Below are 15,608 nucleotides of genomic sequence, written 5' to 3' on the forward strand. Positions count from 1 at the left end.
CAACTTCCGCCGATAAGCCTGAAACTTTATCCCTGTTATTCTGCCGACTTGCCGACACCATGTTCGCGTAACTTGTTGGCGATCGTGGTATGTGAAACACCGAGCCGCTTTCCTAACGCCCGACTGCTCGGGAATTCACTCGTCAGTTGTTCCAGCACCGCCTTTTCGAAGCGCCCGACAATCTCGCTCAAATCACCCTCCAGGGAAAACTCGCCCAAAGGTTGACGCGCACCATAATCCGGCAAGCGAATATGCTCTGCCTTGACTACCCCGCCATCACACAGCGACACCGCCTGGAACAACACGTTTTCCAACTGACGCACATTGCCCGGCCAGTGATACTGGCTCAGACGCTCCATGGCCGCCGGTGCCAGGCGCGGCAATGAGCAGCCGATCTGGCGGCTGGCCTGATCGAGAAAGTGCTCAACCAGCGGCGGCAAGCCATCCAGGCACTCGCGCAGCGGTGGAATATGCAGAGAAAGGACGTTCAGGCGATGGTAAAGGTCCTGACGGAACTCCCCCCGCGCGCACAGCTCCGACAGGTCGACCTGGGTTGCGCAGATCACCCGCACGTCCAGATACACTTCTTCATCGCTGCCCACCCGACGGAAGCAGCCATCTTGCAGAAAGCGCAACAACTTGACCTGCAAGCGCGGGCTCATCTCACCAACGCCATCAAGAAACAGCGTGCCTCCGGCCGTCAGCTCCAGCAGCCCCAACTTGCCTTCGGCCCGCGCCCCCTCGAAAGCACCCGGGCCATAGCCAAACAACTCAGTCTCGGCCATGGATTCAGGCAGGCCGGCGCAATTGAGCGCCATCAACGGCGCCTGCCCACGCGGGCTGGCCAGGTGACAGGCTCGCGCCAGCAACTCCTTGCCGGTGCCGGTCTCTCCCTCAATCAACAACGGCGCATCCAGCGGCGCCATGCGCCGCGCCTCGCGCACCACCGCCGCCATCACCCGCGAACTCTGGAAGATGCTGTCAAAGCCCCGCAGCTCCTGCTTTCGCACGTTATAGATACGCTCGCCAATACGGTCGGCACGGTGCAGGGTCAACACGGCGCCCGCCAGCGCTTCGCTGTCGTCGTGTTCGGATTGTAGTGGCGCAATATCGGCCAGAAACACATCCCCCTTGACCTTGACCCGCAGGCCATTGATGCGCGACTTGTTGGCGCGCACCAGCTCCGGCAGGTCGAAATCTTCGGCATAGCGCGACAGCGGAATACCCGGCACCTCATCCACCCTCACCCCAAGCAACTGCGCCGCCGCGCGGTTGGCCGCGACGATGGAGCCGCCCATGTCAATCGACAACACCGGAAAATCCAGCGCTCCGAGCAAAGCATTGAGCTCCATGTGCCGTCGCTCGCTGGGCATCAGCCCCACACGCTTGACCCCAAATACCCCGGCAATGGATTCGAACTTGGGCCGTAAAGCCTGGAACTGCAGATTGATCAGGTTCGGGCAGTGCAGATAAATGGCATTGCCGTGCTCCCCGCCGACCTCGCCGCGAGCGACGTTGATACCGTACTCCACCAGCAGGTTGAGGATGTCGCGCAAGATGCCGATGCGGTTTTGGCAATGCACTTTGATACGCATGAAATGTCCTACAAATAGGTCTGGAACGCGGCGTGGCAGCTGCCGGACTGGCAGTTTTTTACCAACCCGGCAGAATTTTCGTAAAGATTACGTGACAAAAAGCCTAATGCCGAGGGTGATTACCCCTCGATATTTCAGCCCTCTGCCGAATTCGTAAAATAATCGTTACAGAAAACACCCCACTTCGCCAGTCCTACCCCCTGCCGTAGCGATGCAAAGTGCAACGCTGCGGGTTATCTCTTAAGCAACGGCTTGAACACATAACAAGAATGGCCCTCAGCAGGAGAGCAGTATGAAACAGACGCAATACGTGGCCCGCGAGCCCGATGCGCAAGGGTTTATCGACTACCCGCAAGAAGAACACGCGGTGTGGAATACCCTGATTACCCGCCAACTGAAAGTGATCGAGGGCCGTGCATGCCAGGAATACCTGGACGGCATCGAACAACTGGGCCTGCCCCACGACCGCATCCCACAGTTGGGCGAAATCAACAAAGTGCTGGGCGCCACCACCGGCTGGCAAGTCGCCCGCGTGCCTGCACTGATTCCTTTCCAGACCTTTTTCGAACTGCTGGCCAGCAAGCGCTTTCCGGTGGCGACCTTCATTCGTACCCGCGAAGAGCTCGACTACCTGCAAGAACCGGATATTTTCCACGAGATCTTCGGCCACTGCCCGCTGCTGACCAACCCGTGGTTCGCTGAATTCACCCACACCTACGGCAAACTCGGCCTGCAAGCCACCAAAGAAGAGCGCGTGTACCTGGCTCGCCTCTACTGGATGACCATCGAGTTCGGCCTGGTCGATACCCCGCACGGTCGCAAGATCTACGGCGGCGGCATTCTTTCTTCGCCAAAAGAAACGGTCTACTGCCTGTCTGACGAGCCGGAACACCAGGCCTTCGACCCACTGGAAGCCATGCGCACGCCGTATCGCATCGACATCCTGCAGCCGCTGTACTTTGCCCTTCCGAACCTTAAGCGCCTGTTCGACCTGGCCCACGAAGACATCATGGGCATGGTTCACACAGCCATGAAGATGGGCCTGCACGCACCGAAATTTCCACCTAAGGTTGCTGCCTGAGCACCCTTTGCACACCAATAACAAACCACTTGCGGAAAACCTTATGAACGCCTTGAACCAAGCCCACTGCGAAGCCTGCCGTGCCGATGCTCCACAGGTCAGCGACGAAGAACTGCCGGTACTGATCAAGCAGATCCCGGATTGGAACATCGAAGTCCGTGACGGCATCATGCAGCTGGAAAAAGTCTTCCTGTTCAAGAATTTCAAGCACGCCCTGGCCTTCACCAACGCTGTTGGCGACATTTCTGAAGCTGAAGGCCACCACCCAGGCCTGCTGACCGAATGGGGCAAAGTCACCGTGACCTGGTGGAGCCACTCGATCAAAGGCCTGCACCGCAACGACTTCATCATGGCCGCCCGCACCGACGAGGTCGCCAAAACCGCCGAAGGTCGCAAGTAATGCACTTTGACGCGATTGGGCGCGTACCGGGTGATCCGATTCTGGGACTGATGGAGGCTTACGCCAACGACAGCAACCCAAACAAGTTCGACCTGGGCGTGGGTGTATTCAAAGACGCCCAGGGCCTGACGCCAGTGCCGGCAGCGGTCAAACTCGCCGAACAGCGCCTGCTCGACCAACAGTCGAGCAAGAGCTATGTCGGTGGTCATGGCGATGCCGACTTCGGTCGCCTGATCAGTGAGCTGGTGCTTGGCAGCCAATCGCCATTGCTGACCAGCCGCCGTGCAGGCGCCACCCAGACACCGGGCGGCACCGGCGCCTTGCGCCTGGCCGCAGAGTTCATCGAACACTGCCTGCCGGGCCGTGGTATCTGGTTGAGCAACCCGACCTGGCCAATTCACGAAACCATCTTCGCCGGTGCCGGCCTCAAGGTCAGCCACTACCCTTACGTCGGCGCGGACAACCGCCTCGACGTCAGCGGCATGCTGGCCGCTCTGGAAGCCGCCCCCAAGGGCGACGTGGTGCTGCTGCATGCCTGCTGCCACAACCCGACCGGCTTCGATCTGTCTCAGGATGACTGGCGCGCGGTGCTGGACGTGGTTCGCCGCCGTGAGCTGCTGCCGCTGATCGACTTCGCCTACCAGGGCTTTGGCGACGGTTTGGAACAAGACGCCTGGGCCGTCCGGCTATTTGCGGCCGAACTGCCCGAGCTATTGATCACCAGCTCTTGCTCGAAGAACTTCGGCCTGTACCGCGACCGCACCGGTGCGCTGCTGGTGTGCAGCCACGATGCCGAGAAGCTGCTGGATGTACGCAGCCAACTGGCCTTGCTGGCACGCAACCTGTGGTCGACCCCACCGGATCACGGTGCAGCGGTGGTTGCCCTGATTCTCGGCGATGCTGCGCTCAAACAGCTGTGGGTTGAAGAAGTCGAGGCCATGCGCCAACGCATTGCCGAGCTGCGTACAGGCTTGGTCGAGGCATTGGCACCTCATGACTTGAGCGAACGCTTCGCACACATTGCCGCGCAACGTGGCATGTTCTCCTACACCGGCCTGTCGCCGGAGCAGGTCAAGCAACTGCGTGACCGGCACAGCGTGTACATGGTCGGCACAGGCCGGGCGAACATCGCTGGCGCCGATGCCACTCGCCTGGGCGCACTGGCAGCCGCTATCGCTGACGTCTGCCGGTAGGAACGGGCTTGCCCCGCGATGCGGTTTATCTGACACATCGCAATCGCGGGGCAAGCCCGCCCCCACCGCTCACCCCACAGGTTGACTGCAACCTGCGGGGTGAGCTTGCCCCGAGACTGCCATTAAGCAGGAAAATTCATTCTGTCATCCAGACTCCTGTATCCTGCACAGGCTTTTTTAAAGCCACGCGCGCCTTGCGCAGCCTTTCCACACCACTTGCGAGGAACGACGAGATGCATGAAATCCCGAATCTTCCCTTCCCAAGCCTGAACCCAGAAGAGCAGACACCTGCCACTCACAGCGCCGAAGCAGCCCAGGCTGATCACGACGGCGACGAAAACTCCAGCGCCGACCAGGAATAACTGCGCAACAGTCAGACTGTGTGAAAACGACTGATGCAGGGACTACCCCGTTAACACGTTTTCACACCGTCAAGAATCCTCACTGACGAAACCCCGCCCATGCCTCACGCACCGCGCCCCCTTGCGGTTACCCTGCAAGTTGTCTCCATCGTCCTCTTCACCTTCATTGGCTACCTGAACATCGGCATCCCCTTGGCCGTGCTACCTGGCTATGTGCATAACGATCTGGGCTTTGGCGCTGTAGTCGCCGGCCTGGTCATCAGCGTGCAATACCTGGCCACTCTACTCAGCCGCCCATACGCCAGCCGCATCATCGACAACCTCGGCAGCAAGCGCGCAGTGCTGTACGGCTTGGCGGGATGCGGCCTGAGTGGCGTATTCATGTTGCTTTCCGCCTGGCTGCAGCAGGCTCCATGGCTGAGTCTGGGTAGCCTGTTGATCGGTCGCCTGGTACTGGGCAGCGCTGAAAGCCTGGTGGGTTCAGGCTCGATTGGTTGGGGTATCGGCCGGGTGGGCGCAGAACATACCGCCAAGGTAATCTCCTGGAACGGCATTGCCAGCTACGGCGCCTTGGCCATTGGCGCACCGCTAGGCGTAGTACTGGTGCAGCAGCTGGGGCTATGGAGCATGGGCGCCAGTATTATCCTGCTGTGCCTGCTTGGCCTGGCACTGGCTTGGCCCAAGACCGCCGCACCTATTGTGTCGGGCGTACGCCTGCCATTCCTGCATGTGCTTGGGCGGGTATTCGGTCACGGTGCCGGCCTGGCCCTGGGCTCGATCGGTTTTGGCACCATCGCCACCTTCATCACCCTGTACTACGCCAGCCACGCCTGGAACAACGCGGCCCTGTGCCTGACATTGTTCGGCGCCTGCTTCATCGGCGCGCGCTTGCTGTTCGGCAACCTGATCAATCGCATTGGCGGCTACCGGGTGGCCATCGCCTGCCTGTCGGTGGAAACCGCAGGTTTGATCCTGCTCTGGCAGGCCCCTACCGCCGAACTGGCGCTGGCTGGTGCAGCGCTCAGCGGCTTCGGCTTTTCTCTGGTGTTCCCTGCTTTGGGTGTAGAAGCAGTGAACCTGGTACCGGCCGCCAACCGCGGTGCCGCCGTGGGAGCCTATTCGCTGTTTATCGACCTGTCGCTGGGCATCACCGGGCCACTGGCCGGCGCCATTGCTGCAGGTTTCGGGTTTGCCTCGATCTTTTTGTTTGCCGCCATTGCCGCCCTGTGTGGGCTGCTGCTGAGCCTTTACCTGTACCGTCAGGCACGCTTACGCCCCGCCCACGCCTCACAACACCCTCAGTAATCGACCTTGCCACGCCCGGCCTTGATCGCCCCACGCTTGCTCTTGGTATCCAGGCGCCGGGTTTTCGAGCCGAGGGTCGGGCGGGTCGGTCGGCGCGCCTTCTCGACCTTCACTGCCGCCACAATCAACTCACGCAGGCGCTCCAGCGCGTCGGCGCGGTTCTGTTCCTGGGTGCGGTACTGCTGAGCCTTGATAACGATGACCCCGTCACGGGTAATGCGACTGTCACGCAGGGCCAGCAAACGCTCTTTGTAAAACGGCGGCAAGGACGACGCCTGGCTGTCGAAGCGCAGGTGCACGGCACTGGAAACCTTGTTGACGTTCTGCCCACCCGCGCCCTGGGCACGGATAGCCGTCAATTCGATCTCCTGATCGCTAAGATGCACAGTATTGGAAATGATCAACATACGTCACAGACCTGATAAGGCCATGAGAATACCGTAAAAACAAAAAGCCCGGCGCAAGGCCGGGCTTGTTCAACGCACTGCAGCTTACTTGGTTGCAGTGTTTGCCTCAGGGAGGCGACGGGCAGCGCGATTACCCTTGAGCGCGTAGCAGGCATACATCACCACCAGCCACACCGGAATCGCATACACCGATACCTGGATGCCCGGGATCTGCAGCATGATGCCCAGGATCAGCACTACGAAGGCCAGGCAGATGTAGTTGCCATAGGGGTACCACAGCGCCTTGAACAGCGGCTTCTGGCCGGTCTTGTTCAAGTGCTGGCGGAACTTGAGGTGCGAGTAGCTGATCATCGCCCAGTTGATTACCAGCGCCGCGACCACCAGCGACATCAGCAACTCCAGAGCGTGCTGCGGGATGAAGTAGTTCAGCAGCACGGCTACCAGGGTTACAGCCGCCGACGCCAGAATCGAACGCACCGGTACGCCGCGCTTGTCGATCTTCGCCAGGCCTGCCGGCGCATCGCCCTGCTCGGCCATGCCGTAGAGCATGCGCGCGTTGCAATAGGTGCCGCTGTTGTACACCGACAGCGCCGCGGTCAGTACCACGAAGTTGAGGATGTGTGCGGCGACATCGCTACCCAGCAGCGAGAACACTTGAACGAACGGGCTGGCACCGTAGGTACCACCGGACGCATCGAGGCTGCTCACCAGGCTATCCCATGGGGTCAGCGACAGCAGCACAACCAGGGCACCGATGTAGAAAATCAGAATGCGGTAGATCACCTGATTGATCGCTTTCGGGATCACGGTTTTCGGCTTGTCAGCCTCTGCTGCCGTGAAGCCGAGCATTTCCAGGCCACCGAACGAGAACATGATGATGGCCAGCGCCATGACCAGGCCACTCACACCGTTAGGGAAGAAACCACCGTGCTCCCACAGGTTGCTCACCGACGCCTGCGGGCCACCGCTGCCACTGACCAGCAGGTAGCTGCCCAGGGCAATCATGCCAACAATAGCCGCCACTTTGATGATTGCGAACCAGAACTCAGCCTCGCCGAACACCTTGACGTTGGCCAGGTTGATCGCGTTGATGAGGATGAAGAACGCCGCTGCCGAGGCCCAGGTCGGGATCTCCGGCCACCAGTAGTGCACATATTTACCAACGGCGGTCAGTTCCGACATACCGACCAGGATGTACAACACCCAGCAGTTCCACCCGGACAGGAAGCCGGCAAAACCACCCCAGTATTTATGCGCGAAGTGGCTGAACGAACCGGCCACTGGCTCTTCGACGATCATTTCGCCGAGCTGGCGCATGATCATGAAGGCGATGAAACCACAGATCGCGTAGCCGAGAATCATCGACGGGCCCGCCGACTTCATCACGCCTGCCGATCCCAGAAACAGCCCCGTACCAATTGCGCCGCCCAGGGCAATCAACTGGATATGGCGATTTTTCAGGCCGCGCTTCAGCTCGCCTGAATGCGAGTTTTGTCCACTCATGAACGAAGTCACCTACGTTGTTTTTATCTGTGACGGAATCGGACCCACCGCGCTCGTGGCGCAGCGGAATTAACAAGGTGGTTACCTTGAAGATCTTGGACAACTGCTGCCCTTCCAGGGCATAAGCCGTGGGTGAATCAGCCGGGTGTCAGCAAGAGTGCGCGGTACGCATTGGGGTCACAGGTAAAACGCGGCGCATTGTATACCCCTGCAGACGCGCAGGGGTCAACACGTTGCGTGAATGTCTGATGACAAAACGCACCGTTCCTGAGGAAAGAGTGAAGCCTGGGGAGGTAATCGGCGTACATGGCGCCTCCATTTGTTCTTATTGAATGCCCGGCTCTCCGGCCCGGCTTTGCACACGGCAATGGGCACATCTCACCGCCCCAACGCCTTGCGGGCAAGCACTTGACGTGTGCGTAAATGCCGCTTGGCGGATTTTTCCGGCAAGTTCTGTTTACAGCTGCGCCAGTCGATGAAAACGCCAATAAACATCGGGGCAACTTGTAACGATTTATTTACAAGGCGGTTCAAATAGTTTCCATGACTGACAGCTAGCGCTGTAAGGCAATGAAATTACAGGCAAAAAAAGCCAACCCGAAGGTTGGCTTTTTCACCTGTGGGAGCGTGCTTGCCCCGCGACGGCGATCTATCTGCAGAATCGCATCGCGGGGCAAGCCCGCTCCTACAGCGTTAGGGGCGAGGCTTGTTGCGGGTGCTGCCTGGGCGCTTGGGCGCTGGCTTGCCGCGCTTGTTCATCTCGCTCGGGCGCTCAGCCACGGTGCTACGACCACGGCCCCCCTCTTTGCGCGGTGCTTCTTCACGCGGCTGGCGAGCCGGACGTTCAGTTGCAGCAGCACCTTCGTGCGCCGGGCGCAGGGTACGCACGCGCTCACCACGGCCCAATGGACGGGTGGATTTGCGCTGCAGGCGCTCCAGCTTGTCCTTGGTCTTGTGGTTCAACGCAGGCATCGCAACCGGCGTCAGGCCCACTTCAGCCGCGAGAATGTCCACTTCCTGCTGGCTCATTTCGCGCCAGCGGCCCATCGGCAGGTCGGAGTTGAGGAACACCGGACCAAAACGCACACGCTTCAGGCGGCTGACCACCAGGCCCTGGGATTCCCACAAGCGACGCACCTCACGGTTGCGACCTTCCATGACCACGCAGTGGTACCAGTGGTTGAAGCCTTCACCGCCAGGGGCTTCCTGGATATCGGTGAAACGTGCCGGGCCGTCTTCGAGCACGACACCAGCCTTGAGGCGGGCAATCATGTCTTCGTCGACTTCACCACGCACACGCACGGCGTACTCACGGTCCATCTCGTAAGACGGGTGCATCAGGCGGTTGGCCAATTCACCATCGGTGGTGAACATCAGCAAGCCGGTGGTGTTGATGTCCAGGCGGCCGATGTTGATCCAGCGGCCTTCTTTTGGCCGTGGCAGGCGGTCGAACACCGTCGGGCGGCCCTCCGGGTCGTCACGGGTGCAGATTTCGCCATCGGGTTTGTTGTACATGATCACCCGGCGTACAGTCTCGGCTGCCTCTTCACGCTTGATCAGGCGGCCATCGACAGAAATGGCATCATGCAGGTCGACGCGCTGACCCAAGGTGGCGTCTACACCGTTGACCTTGATCCGGCCCTGGCTGATCCAGGCCTCGACATCACGGCGCGAACCCACGCCGATACGCGCGAGAACCTTTTGCAGCTTCTCGCCTGAGGGTGGCACGGGTTGGGTTTCTTGCAGGTCTTTATCACTCATCTGGGCACCTCCCGGTGTAATGGTTGAAAACTGATTGGGCGAACATGCGCCAAAAAGGTCGCGAATCATACGCTGATCACGCCCCGAGCGCACCTGAGACTAGCTTAAATTCTTCAGGCTGGCGGCGGATTCGGCTTCCGGGTCGAGCACCTGGGCGTCTTCGGCGTCGGTCTCTTCTTCAAGCAGGTCGTCAAAGTCGGTCTTGAGCCCTTCTTCCATCGCGTCGAGCTCGACCAGCAGGCTGCGGAAACTGGTTTCTTCTGCAGGTGCTGGCGGTTCGGCGCTTTCATCGGCCAAGGCCTGCAGATGAGCCGGTACCGGCGCATCATCGTCAAGCCCGGGGACCGGCTCTGGTTCCATCTCACGCAACTCGGCCAAGGCCGGCAGGTCGTCGAGGTTCTTCAGGTTGAAGTGATCGAGAAAAGCCTTGGTGGTGGCGAACATCGCTGGCCGGCCCGGGACTTCACGGTAGCCGACAATACGAATCCACTCTCGCTCCAGCAGGGTTTTGACGATATTGCTGTTCACCGCCACACCCCGCACATCTTCGATTTCGCCGCGGGTAATGGGTTGGCGATAGGCAATCAGTGCCATGGTCTCCAGCAGCGCACGTGAGTAACGTTGCGGACGCTCTTCCCACAAGCGCCCGACCCAGGGGGCGTAATCTTCACGAATCTGCAGGCGATAACCCGACGCCACTTCTTTGAGTTCGAACGCACGACCATTGCAGGACTTGCGCAGCACTTCCAGGGCTTTCTTGAACACCGCAGGCTCTGGGCGTTCGGCCTCCTCAAAGAGTTCGAACAGCCGCTCCAGCGATTGTGGTTTTCCCGAGGCCAGCAAAAAGGCCTCAAGCAGGGGCGCCAGGTCGCGCGGTTCGTTCAGGTTCATGGCGTTGCTCGTTGTCACTCGGCCCGGGCGCGGACGTGGATCGGCGCAAAAGGCTCATTTTGCACCAGTTCGATCAAGGATTCCTTCACCAGTTCAAGAACGGCCATGAAAGTGACCACAACGCCCAACTTGCCCTCTTCTGCGCTGAACAACTCGACGAACGGTACAAAACCGCCGCCCTTGAGCCGTTCAAGCACCTCGCTCATGCGTTCACGGGTCGATAGCGCCTCGCGGCTGACCTGATGGCTTTCGAACAGGTCACCGCGACGCATGACCTCGGCCATCGACAGCAGCAACTCTTCCAGGCTGACTTCTGGCAACAGCTTACGCGCCTTGGCCTGAGGCGCATCCAGGCGCGGCACTATGATCTCGCGCCCCACCCGGCTCAGCCCGTCGATGCCCTCGGCGGCGGCTTTGAAGCGCTCGTACTCCTGCAACCGGCGAATCAACTCGGCACGCGGATCACCCTCTTCTTCCTCGACCTCAGCTGAACGCGGCAACAGCATGCGCGATTTGATCTCTGCCAGCATGGCCGCCATGACCAGATACTCGGCCGCCAGCTCCAGACGCACCGACTTCATCAGCTCGACATAGCCCATGTACTGACGAGTGATTTCCGCCACCGGGATATCGAGAATGTCGATGTTCTGCTTGCGGATCAGGTAAAGCAGCAGGTCCAGCGGGCCTTCAAAGGCCTCCAGAAACACTTCGAGGGCGTCTGGCGGGATATACAAGTCCACCGGCATTTCGGTCATGGCTTCGCCATAAACCAATACCAGCGGCAGTTCCTGCTGGGCGCCTGCTTGCGGATCGATACCGGGTTCGGTGGTTGAAGCCTGGCTCACGCTTCAACCATGAACGGTGCTGGATCGCCACAGCCGACGCGGATCACCTCCGGCTCATCGCCGGTCAGGTCGATCACCGTGGACGCCTTGAGGTCGCCGAAGCCGCCATCGATGATCAGGTCGACCTGACGCTCAAGTTGCTCACGGATCTCATAAGGGTCGGTCATCGGCTCTTCGTGGCCTGGCAGGATCAGGCTGACGCTCATCAAGGGTTCACCCAGCTCGGCCAACAACGCCAGCAGAATGGGATTCTGCGGTACACGCAAGCCGATGGTGCGGCGCTTTTCGTGCAACAACAGGCGTGGCACTTCACGGGTACCGTTGAGGATGAACGTGTAGGGGCCGGGCACATGCGCTTTGAGGATACGGAAAATACCGGTATCGATCTTGGCGAACACACCCAACTGCGACATGTCACAGCACATCAGGGTGAAGTTGTGGGTCTTGTCCAGCTGGCGCAGGCGACGCACTCTCTCCACGGCGTTCTTGTCGCCGATCTGACACCCCAGGGCATAGGCCGAGTCAGTGGGATACACCACCACCCCACCCTTGCGGATGATTTCCACGGCCTGTTTGATCAGGCGCGGTTGCGGATTCTCCGCATGAATCTGGAAAAATTGACTCACATGCTCTTCCTGTTCAGTCGGCCGCGATAGGCTGCTCATGTTTGAATCGACGCCACAACGGTGGCAGATCCTCTGGCAGTGGCCGGTAGGCACCGATCTCGCCCCAGGTGCCGGGGCCATGGAAGTCACTGCCAGCACTGGCCAGCAGACCGAACTCACGGGTGAGGATCGACATTGTCCCCACCTGCTCGGCCGGCATCATCCCATTAACCACTTCCAGTGCCTGGCCGCCTGCTTGAATATAGTCGGCAATCAGGCGTCGGCGCTTGCTTCGCGTTAATTCGTAGTGCATCGGGTGCGCCAGACTGACCCAAGCATCGGCATTGCGCAGGGTTTGTACGGTTTCATCAAGGGTAGGCCAGTGCAGTTTGACGTCGCCCAGCTTGCCGGCGCCCAACCACTTGCGAAACGCCTCGGAGCGGTCTTTCACGTGGCCTGCACGCACCAGAAACTCGGCAAAATGCGGGCGCGCCGGAGCATTTCCGCTGTCGCCCAGCTCCTGTTGGATGAGCCGCGCGCCCTCCAGCGCGCCGGGCATGCCTTTGAGCGCCAACCGTCGGTCGATTTCTTCGGCGCGCAACCAGCGCCCGCGGTGCAACGCCTCAACCGCCTCAAGCAACGGTGCAGCATCGAGGGCAAAGTTGTAGCCCAGCACATGGATGGTTGCCCCACCCCAGGTGCACGACAGCTCGATCCCGCTGACCCACTGCATTCCCAGGGCCTGGGCCGCTGCGCGGGCCTCCAGTTGCCCTTCGAGGGTGTCGTGGTCGGTCAGCGAGAGCATCCGCACGCCGTGCTCATGGGCCCGGGCAACCAGTGCCGTCGGCGACAAGGCGCCGTCGGAGGCCGTACTGTGGCAGTGCAGATCAACATTCATAGGTGGCGCTTTCGCTGTCATTGATGTTTGTTATTATGCCGTCACATCCTGCTTCTGGCTGCCACTGTGAAACAATTCATCGATTTCATCCCGCTGCTCCTGTTTTTCATTGTCTTCAAACTCGAACCTCGCGCCGTCGAATTCGCCGGTCACAGCTTCGAACTGGGAGGCATCTTCAGTGCCACAGCGATGCTGATCATCAGCTCGGTGGTGGTCTACGGCGCGCTGTTCATCCGCCAGCGCAAGCTGGAAAAGGGCCAATGGCTGACTTTGGTCGCCTGCCTGGTGTTCGGCGGCCTGACCCTGGCCTTCCACAGCGAAACCTTCCTTAAGTGGAAAGCACCGGTGGTCAACTGGTTGTTCGCTGTCGCCTTCGCCGGTAGCCACTTCATCGGCGACCGCGTGCTGATCAAGCGCATCATGGGCCACGCCATCAGCCTGCCGGACGCCGTCTGGACCCGTCTGAACCTGGCGTGGATCGGGTTTTTCCTGTTCTGCGGCGCCGCCAACCTGTTCGTCGCCTTCACCTTCCAGGAGATCTGGGTGGACTTCAAGGTGTTCGGCAGCCTGGGCATGACCGTACTGTTCCTCGTGGGCCAGGGCGTCTACCTGTCCCGCCACCTGCACGACAGCGACCCGACAACCCCGCCCTCCACCCCGAAGCATGAGGACTGACATGCTCTACGCCATCATCGCCAGCGACGTTGCCGACTCCCTGGAAAAACGCCTGGCCGCTCGCCCTGCGCATATCGAACGCCTGCAACAGCTCAAAGAACAAGGCCGTGTAGTGCTGGCCGGCCCACACCCGGCCATCGACAGCAATGATCCAGGTGCAGCCGGTTTTTCGGGCAGCCTGATCGTCGCCGAATTCGACTCGTTGGCCGCGGCACAAGCGTGGGCCGATGCCGACCCGTACATCGCCGCCGGCGTTTACGACAAGGTTGTGGTCAAGCCGTTCAAGCAAGTCCTGCCGTAACCCGCTCCACGCGGTGCGCCTCTGTGCGCACCGCGCTCCCCCCGCATTTACCGACGCAACTGCTCATTATTCTCGCCTGCCAGCCGACAACCTGCTGAATCGACAAGAATCAGGAGTTCCAATGCGTCAAGGTCCGTTGTCCCTGCTGCTGTGCCTGTTGTTGCTGACCCCGCTTGCCCAGGCCGAAGAACCTGCCGTTGCCAGCACCCCGTTGTCACTCAGTGCGGGTAGCCAGATCACTGAATTGCAGCAACGACTGCAGGAAAGCGAGCGCCTGCGCGAAGCGCTGACCCAACAACTGCACAATGCCGACAGCGAGCGTGAAAGCGCCCAGCTCACTCGCCTGCGTCAGGAAAACCAGCGTTTGAAACTGGCACTCAAGGAACTCCAGGCCAACGCCCCGGAACGCCTGATCACCGACCAGCAACAATGGTTCCTGATTGGTGGTGCAGTTGCCCTCTTGGCCGCACTCTGCGGTATCTTTGCCAGCGGCGGACACAGAAAGCGTCGGCAATGGTTGAATTGAGTGAGTCATGAGCGAGCTGTTACTGATTGATGATGACCAGGAACTGTGCGAGCTGCTCGGCAGCTGGCTAACCCAGGAAGGTTTTGTGGTGCGCGCCTGCCACGATGGCCAGAGCGCCCGCAAGGCACTGGCCGAACAGGCGCCGTCGGCGGTGGTGCTGGATGTGATGCTGCCCGACGGCAGCGGCCTGGAGCTGCTCAAGCAACTGCGCCACGAACACGCCGAATTGCCGGTGGTAATGCTGTCGGCGCGCGGCGAACCGCTCGACCGTATTCTGGGCCTTGAACTGGGCGCCGATGACTACCTGGCCAAACCGTGCGATCCGCGCGAGCTGACCGCGCGTCTGCGCGCTGTGCTGCGCCGTAGCCACCCCAGCGCCACGCCGAGCCAGATCGAAGTGGGCGACCTGTCGTTCAGCCCAGCCCGCGGCGTGGTCAGCCTCGATGAACATGAGATGACCCTGACCCTCTCCGAGAGTCGAATTCTTGAAGCCCTGCTCAAGCAGCCGGGCGAGCCGCTGGATAAACAAGAACTGGCGCAAATCGCCCTGGGCCGCAAATTGACCCTGTATGACCGCAGTCTGGACATGCACGTCAGCAACCTGCGCAAGAAAATCGGCCCACACCCGGACGGCCGCCCGCGCATCGTGGCCCTACGCAGCCGTGGCTACTACTACAGCCTGTAATGTCAGCAAGGCGCTTGGGCATCTTTACGCAAGCTTTACCCTTGCCTGACCGCCATTGACCTTGATCTCCCTACACTGGGCACATCCGGTTATCACCGGCCTTTGAAAGGAGAGAGACCATGCGCAAGACCCTTATCGCCCTGATGTTCGCTGCCGCACTGCCGACTGTCGCCATGGCCATGCCAGGAGACGGCCCGCACCACGGCGATCACCACCGCGGTGGAGCGCCTTTCGCCCAGCTGGACCTGACCCGCGAACAGCGTCAGCAAATCGGCAAACTGATGGGCGAGCAGATGAAAAGCCGTCAGGAAATCACCAAGCGCTACCTGGAAAAGCTCCCGGCAGCCGACCAGAAAGCCCTGAAAGAAGAGCTGAAAGCCAAGAAGGACAAAACCCAGGCCGATATCCGCGCCCTGCTCAAGCCTGATCAGCAGAAGAAGTTCGATGAGCTGAAGAAAGAGCAAGACCAACGCCGTGCCGAATGGGATGAGTTCAAAACCTGGAAAGCTGAAAAAGCCACCAAGGCCCAGTAAGCTGTCAGCCACCCACCCGGCCTGCCTTTGTGCAGGCCGGGC

Annotated in this window: 18 protein-coding genes; 10 read left to right on the top strand and 8 right to left on the bottom strand. The window is 60.4% G+C overall.

Annotated features, from left to right (window positions below):
* Positions 1 to 35 precede the first annotated feature (35 nt).
* Entirely contained in the window at positions 36 to 1,595 is a 1,560-nt protein-coding gene (locus tag E1573_RS25810; protein WP_133217366.1) for a sigma-54-dependent transcriptional regulator, read from the bottom strand.
* Positions 1,596 to 1,887: 292 nt separating this feature from the next.
* On the opposite strand from E1573_RS25810, the gene phhA reads away from it, so the two are divergent.
* The 5 genes from phhA to E1573_RS25830 all read left to right on the top strand — a co-directional run bounded on the left by phhA (position 1,888) and on the right by E1573_RS25830 (position 5,936).
* On the top strand, positions 1,888 to 2,676 hold the full coding sequence (gene phhA / locus E1573_RS25815; RefSeq protein ID WP_133217367.1) for a phenylalanine 4-monooxygenase: 789 nt from the start codon (positions 1,888 to 1,890) through the stop codon (positions 2,674 to 2,676).
* Between the two features lie 43 nt (positions 2,677 to 2,719).
* The gene (locus E1573_RS25820; protein WP_133217368.1) at positions 2,720 to 3,076 is read left to right on the top strand and encodes a 4a-hydroxytetrahydrobiopterin dehydratase; all 357 of its coding nucleotides are present in this window, start codon (positions 2,720 to 2,722) and stop codon (positions 3,074 to 3,076) included.
* Positions 3,076 to 4,269 (top strand): amino acid aminotransferase, encoded by a 1,194-nt coding sequence (locus E1573_RS25825; RefSeq protein ID WP_133217369.1) that lies wholly within the window; start codon positions 3,076 to 3,078, stop codon positions 4,267 to 4,269. The genes E1573_RS25820 and E1573_RS25825 overlap by 1 nt, the downstream gene beginning before the upstream one ends.
* 233 nt (positions 4,270 to 4,502) lie before the next feature.
* On the top strand, positions 4,503 to 4,631 hold the full coding sequence (locus E1573_RS27090) for a hypothetical protein (protein ID WP_256659625.1): 129 nt from the start codon (positions 4,503 to 4,505) through the stop codon (positions 4,629 to 4,631).
* A gap of 99 nt (positions 4,632 to 4,730) precedes the next feature.
* Entirely contained in the window at positions 4,731 to 5,936 is a 1,206-nt protein-coding gene (locus tag E1573_RS25830) for an MFS transporter (protein ID WP_133217370.1), read from the top strand.
* On the opposite strand, the gene arfB is transcribed toward E1573_RS25830, so the two are convergent.
* From arfB to E1573_RS25865, 7 genes are all read right to left on the bottom strand, one after another.
* Positions 5,930 to 6,343: an alternative ribosome rescue aminoacyl-tRNA hydrolase ArfB gene (gene arfB / locus E1573_RS25835; protein ID WP_133217371.1), complete on the bottom strand. Its 414-nt coding sequence runs from the start codon at positions 6,341 to 6,343 to the stop codon at positions 5,930 to 5,932. The two genes, E1573_RS25830 and arfB, sit on opposite strands and share 7 nt — an antisense overlap.
* Positions 6,344 to 6,427: 84 nt before the next feature.
* On the bottom strand, positions 6,428 to 7,846 hold the full coding sequence (locus E1573_RS25840) for an amino acid permease (RefSeq protein ID WP_133217372.1): 1,419 nt from the start codon (positions 7,844 to 7,846) through the stop codon (positions 6,428 to 6,430).
* A gap of 693 nt (positions 7,847 to 8,539) precedes the next feature.
* A complete protein-coding gene (gene rluB / locus E1573_RS25845) occupies positions 8,540 to 9,607 on the bottom strand; it encodes a 23S rRNA pseudouridine(2605) synthase RluB (protein ID WP_133217373.1) in 1,068 nt (355 codons plus the stop codon).
* Between the two features lie 99 nt (positions 9,608 to 9,706).
* On the bottom strand, positions 9,707 to 10,498 hold the full coding sequence (gene scpB, locus E1573_RS25850) for an SMC-Scp complex subunit ScpB (RefSeq protein ID WP_133217374.1): 792 nt from the start codon (positions 10,496 to 10,498) through the stop codon (positions 9,707 to 9,709).
* A gap of 14 nt (positions 10,499 to 10,512) precedes the next feature.
* Positions 10,513 to 11,253: a ScpA family protein gene (locus E1573_RS25855; RefSeq protein WP_256659635.1), complete on the bottom strand. Its 741-nt coding sequence runs from the start codon at positions 11,251 to 11,253 to the stop codon at positions 10,513 to 10,515.
* An 86-nt stretch (positions 11,254 to 11,339) separates the two neighbouring features.
* Positions 11,340 to 11,969, bottom strand: a complete 630-nt coding sequence (locus E1573_RS25860; protein ID WP_133217520.1) for an L-threonylcarbamoyladenylate synthase — start codon at positions 11,967 to 11,969, stop codon at positions 11,340 to 11,342.
* 13 nt (positions 11,970 to 11,982) lie between these two features.
* Positions 11,983 to 12,846: a PHP domain-containing protein gene (locus tag E1573_RS25865; protein WP_133217375.1), complete on the bottom strand. Its 864-nt coding sequence runs from the start codon at positions 12,844 to 12,846 to the stop codon at positions 11,983 to 11,985.
* Positions 12,847 to 12,912: 66 nt separating this feature from the next.
* Between E1573_RS25865 and E1573_RS25870 the strand changes: the two genes are divergently transcribed.
* From E1573_RS25870 to E1573_RS25890, 5 genes are all read left to right on the top strand, one after another.
* Positions 12,913 to 13,521, top strand: a complete 609-nt coding sequence (locus E1573_RS25870; protein WP_218568395.1) for a septation protein A — start codon at positions 12,913 to 12,915, stop codon at positions 13,519 to 13,521.
* 1 nt (position 13,522) lies between these two features.
* Positions 13,523 to 13,822: a YciI family protein gene (locus tag E1573_RS25875; protein ID WP_028944722.1), complete on the top strand. Its 300-nt coding sequence runs from the start codon at positions 13,523 to 13,525 to the stop codon at positions 13,820 to 13,822.
* A 121-nt stretch (positions 13,823 to 13,943) separates the two neighbouring features.
* Positions 13,944 to 14,348, top strand: coding sequence for a translation initiation factor 2 (locus tag E1573_RS25880; protein ID WP_133217377.1), 405 nt, complete (start codon positions 13,944 to 13,946; stop codon positions 14,346 to 14,348).
* A gap of 7 nt (positions 14,349 to 14,355) precedes the next feature.
* On the top strand, positions 14,356 to 15,033 hold the full coding sequence (locus tag E1573_RS25885) for a response regulator transcription factor (protein ID WP_133217378.1): 678 nt from the start codon (positions 14,356 to 14,358) through the stop codon (positions 15,031 to 15,033).
* Between the two features lie 119 nt (positions 15,034 to 15,152).
* Positions 15,153 to 15,566: a Spy/CpxP family protein refolding chaperone gene (locus tag E1573_RS25890; RefSeq protein WP_133217379.1), complete on the top strand. Its 414-nt coding sequence runs from the start codon at positions 15,153 to 15,155 to the stop codon at positions 15,564 to 15,566.
* Positions 15,567 to 15,608: the final 42 nt, after the last annotated feature.

This window comes from Pseudomonas sp. H9, assembly GCF_004353925.1.
In the GTDB taxonomy this organism is placed as follows: domain Bacteria; phylum Pseudomonadota; class Gammaproteobacteria; order Pseudomonadales; family Pseudomonadaceae; genus Aquipseudomonas.

Coding starts and splice junctions, on each gene's coding strand:
- E1573_RS25830 (WP_133217370.1), top strand. CDS start 4,731: ATGCCTCACGCACCGCGCCCCCTTGCGGTTACCCTGCAAGTTGTCTCC.
- arfB (WP_133217371.1), bottom strand. CDS start 6,343: ATGTTGATCATTTCCAATACTGTGCATCTTAGCGATCAGGAGATCGAA.
- E1573_RS25875 (WP_028944722.1), top strand. CDS start 13,523: ATGCTCTACGCCATCATCGCCAGCGACGTTGCCGACTCCCTGGAAAAA.
- phhA (WP_133217367.1), top strand. CDS start 1,888: ATGAAACAGACGCAATACGTGGCCCGCGAGCCCGATGCGCAAGGGTTT.
- rluB (WP_133217373.1), bottom strand. CDS start 9,607: ATGAGTGATAAAGACCTGCAAGAAACCCAACCCGTGCCACCCTCAGGC.
- E1573_RS25825 (WP_133217369.1), top strand. CDS start 3,076: ATGCACTTTGACGCGATTGGGCGCGTACCGGGTGATCCGATTCTGGGA.
- E1573_RS25820 (WP_133217368.1), top strand. CDS start 2,720: ATGAACGCCTTGAACCAAGCCCACTGCGAAGCCTGCCGTGCCGATGCT.
- E1573_RS25810 (WP_133217366.1), bottom strand. CDS start 1,595: ATGCGTATCAAAGTGCATTGCCAAAACCGCATCGGCATCTTGCGCGAC.
- E1573_RS25890 (WP_133217379.1), top strand. CDS start 15,153: ATGCGCAAGACCCTTATCGCCCTGATGTTCGCTGCCGCACTGCCGACT.
- scpB (WP_133217374.1), bottom strand. CDS start 10,498: ATGAACCTGAACGAACCGCGCGACCTGGCGCCCCTGCTTGAGGCCTTT.
- E1573_RS25880 (WP_133217377.1), top strand. CDS start 13,944: ATGCGTCAAGGTCCGTTGTCCCTGCTGCTGTGCCTGTTGTTGCTGACC.
- E1573_RS25885 (WP_133217378.1), top strand. CDS start 14,356: ATGAGCGAGCTGTTACTGATTGATGATGACCAGGAACTGTGCGAGCTG.
- E1573_RS25840 (WP_133217372.1), bottom strand. CDS start 7,846: ATGAGTGGACAAAACTCGCATTCAGGCGAGCTGAAGCGCGGCCTGAAA.
- E1573_RS25855 (WP_256659635.1), bottom strand. CDS start 11,253: ATGACCGAAATGCCGGTGGACTTGTATATCCCGCCAGACGCCCTCGAA.
- E1573_RS27090 (WP_256659625.1), top strand. CDS start 4,503: ATGCATGAAATCCCGAATCTTCCCTTCCCAAGCCTGAACCCAGAAGAG.
- E1573_RS25865 (WP_133217375.1), bottom strand. CDS start 12,846: ATGAATGTTGATCTGCACTGCCACAGTACGGCCTCCGACGGCGCCTTG.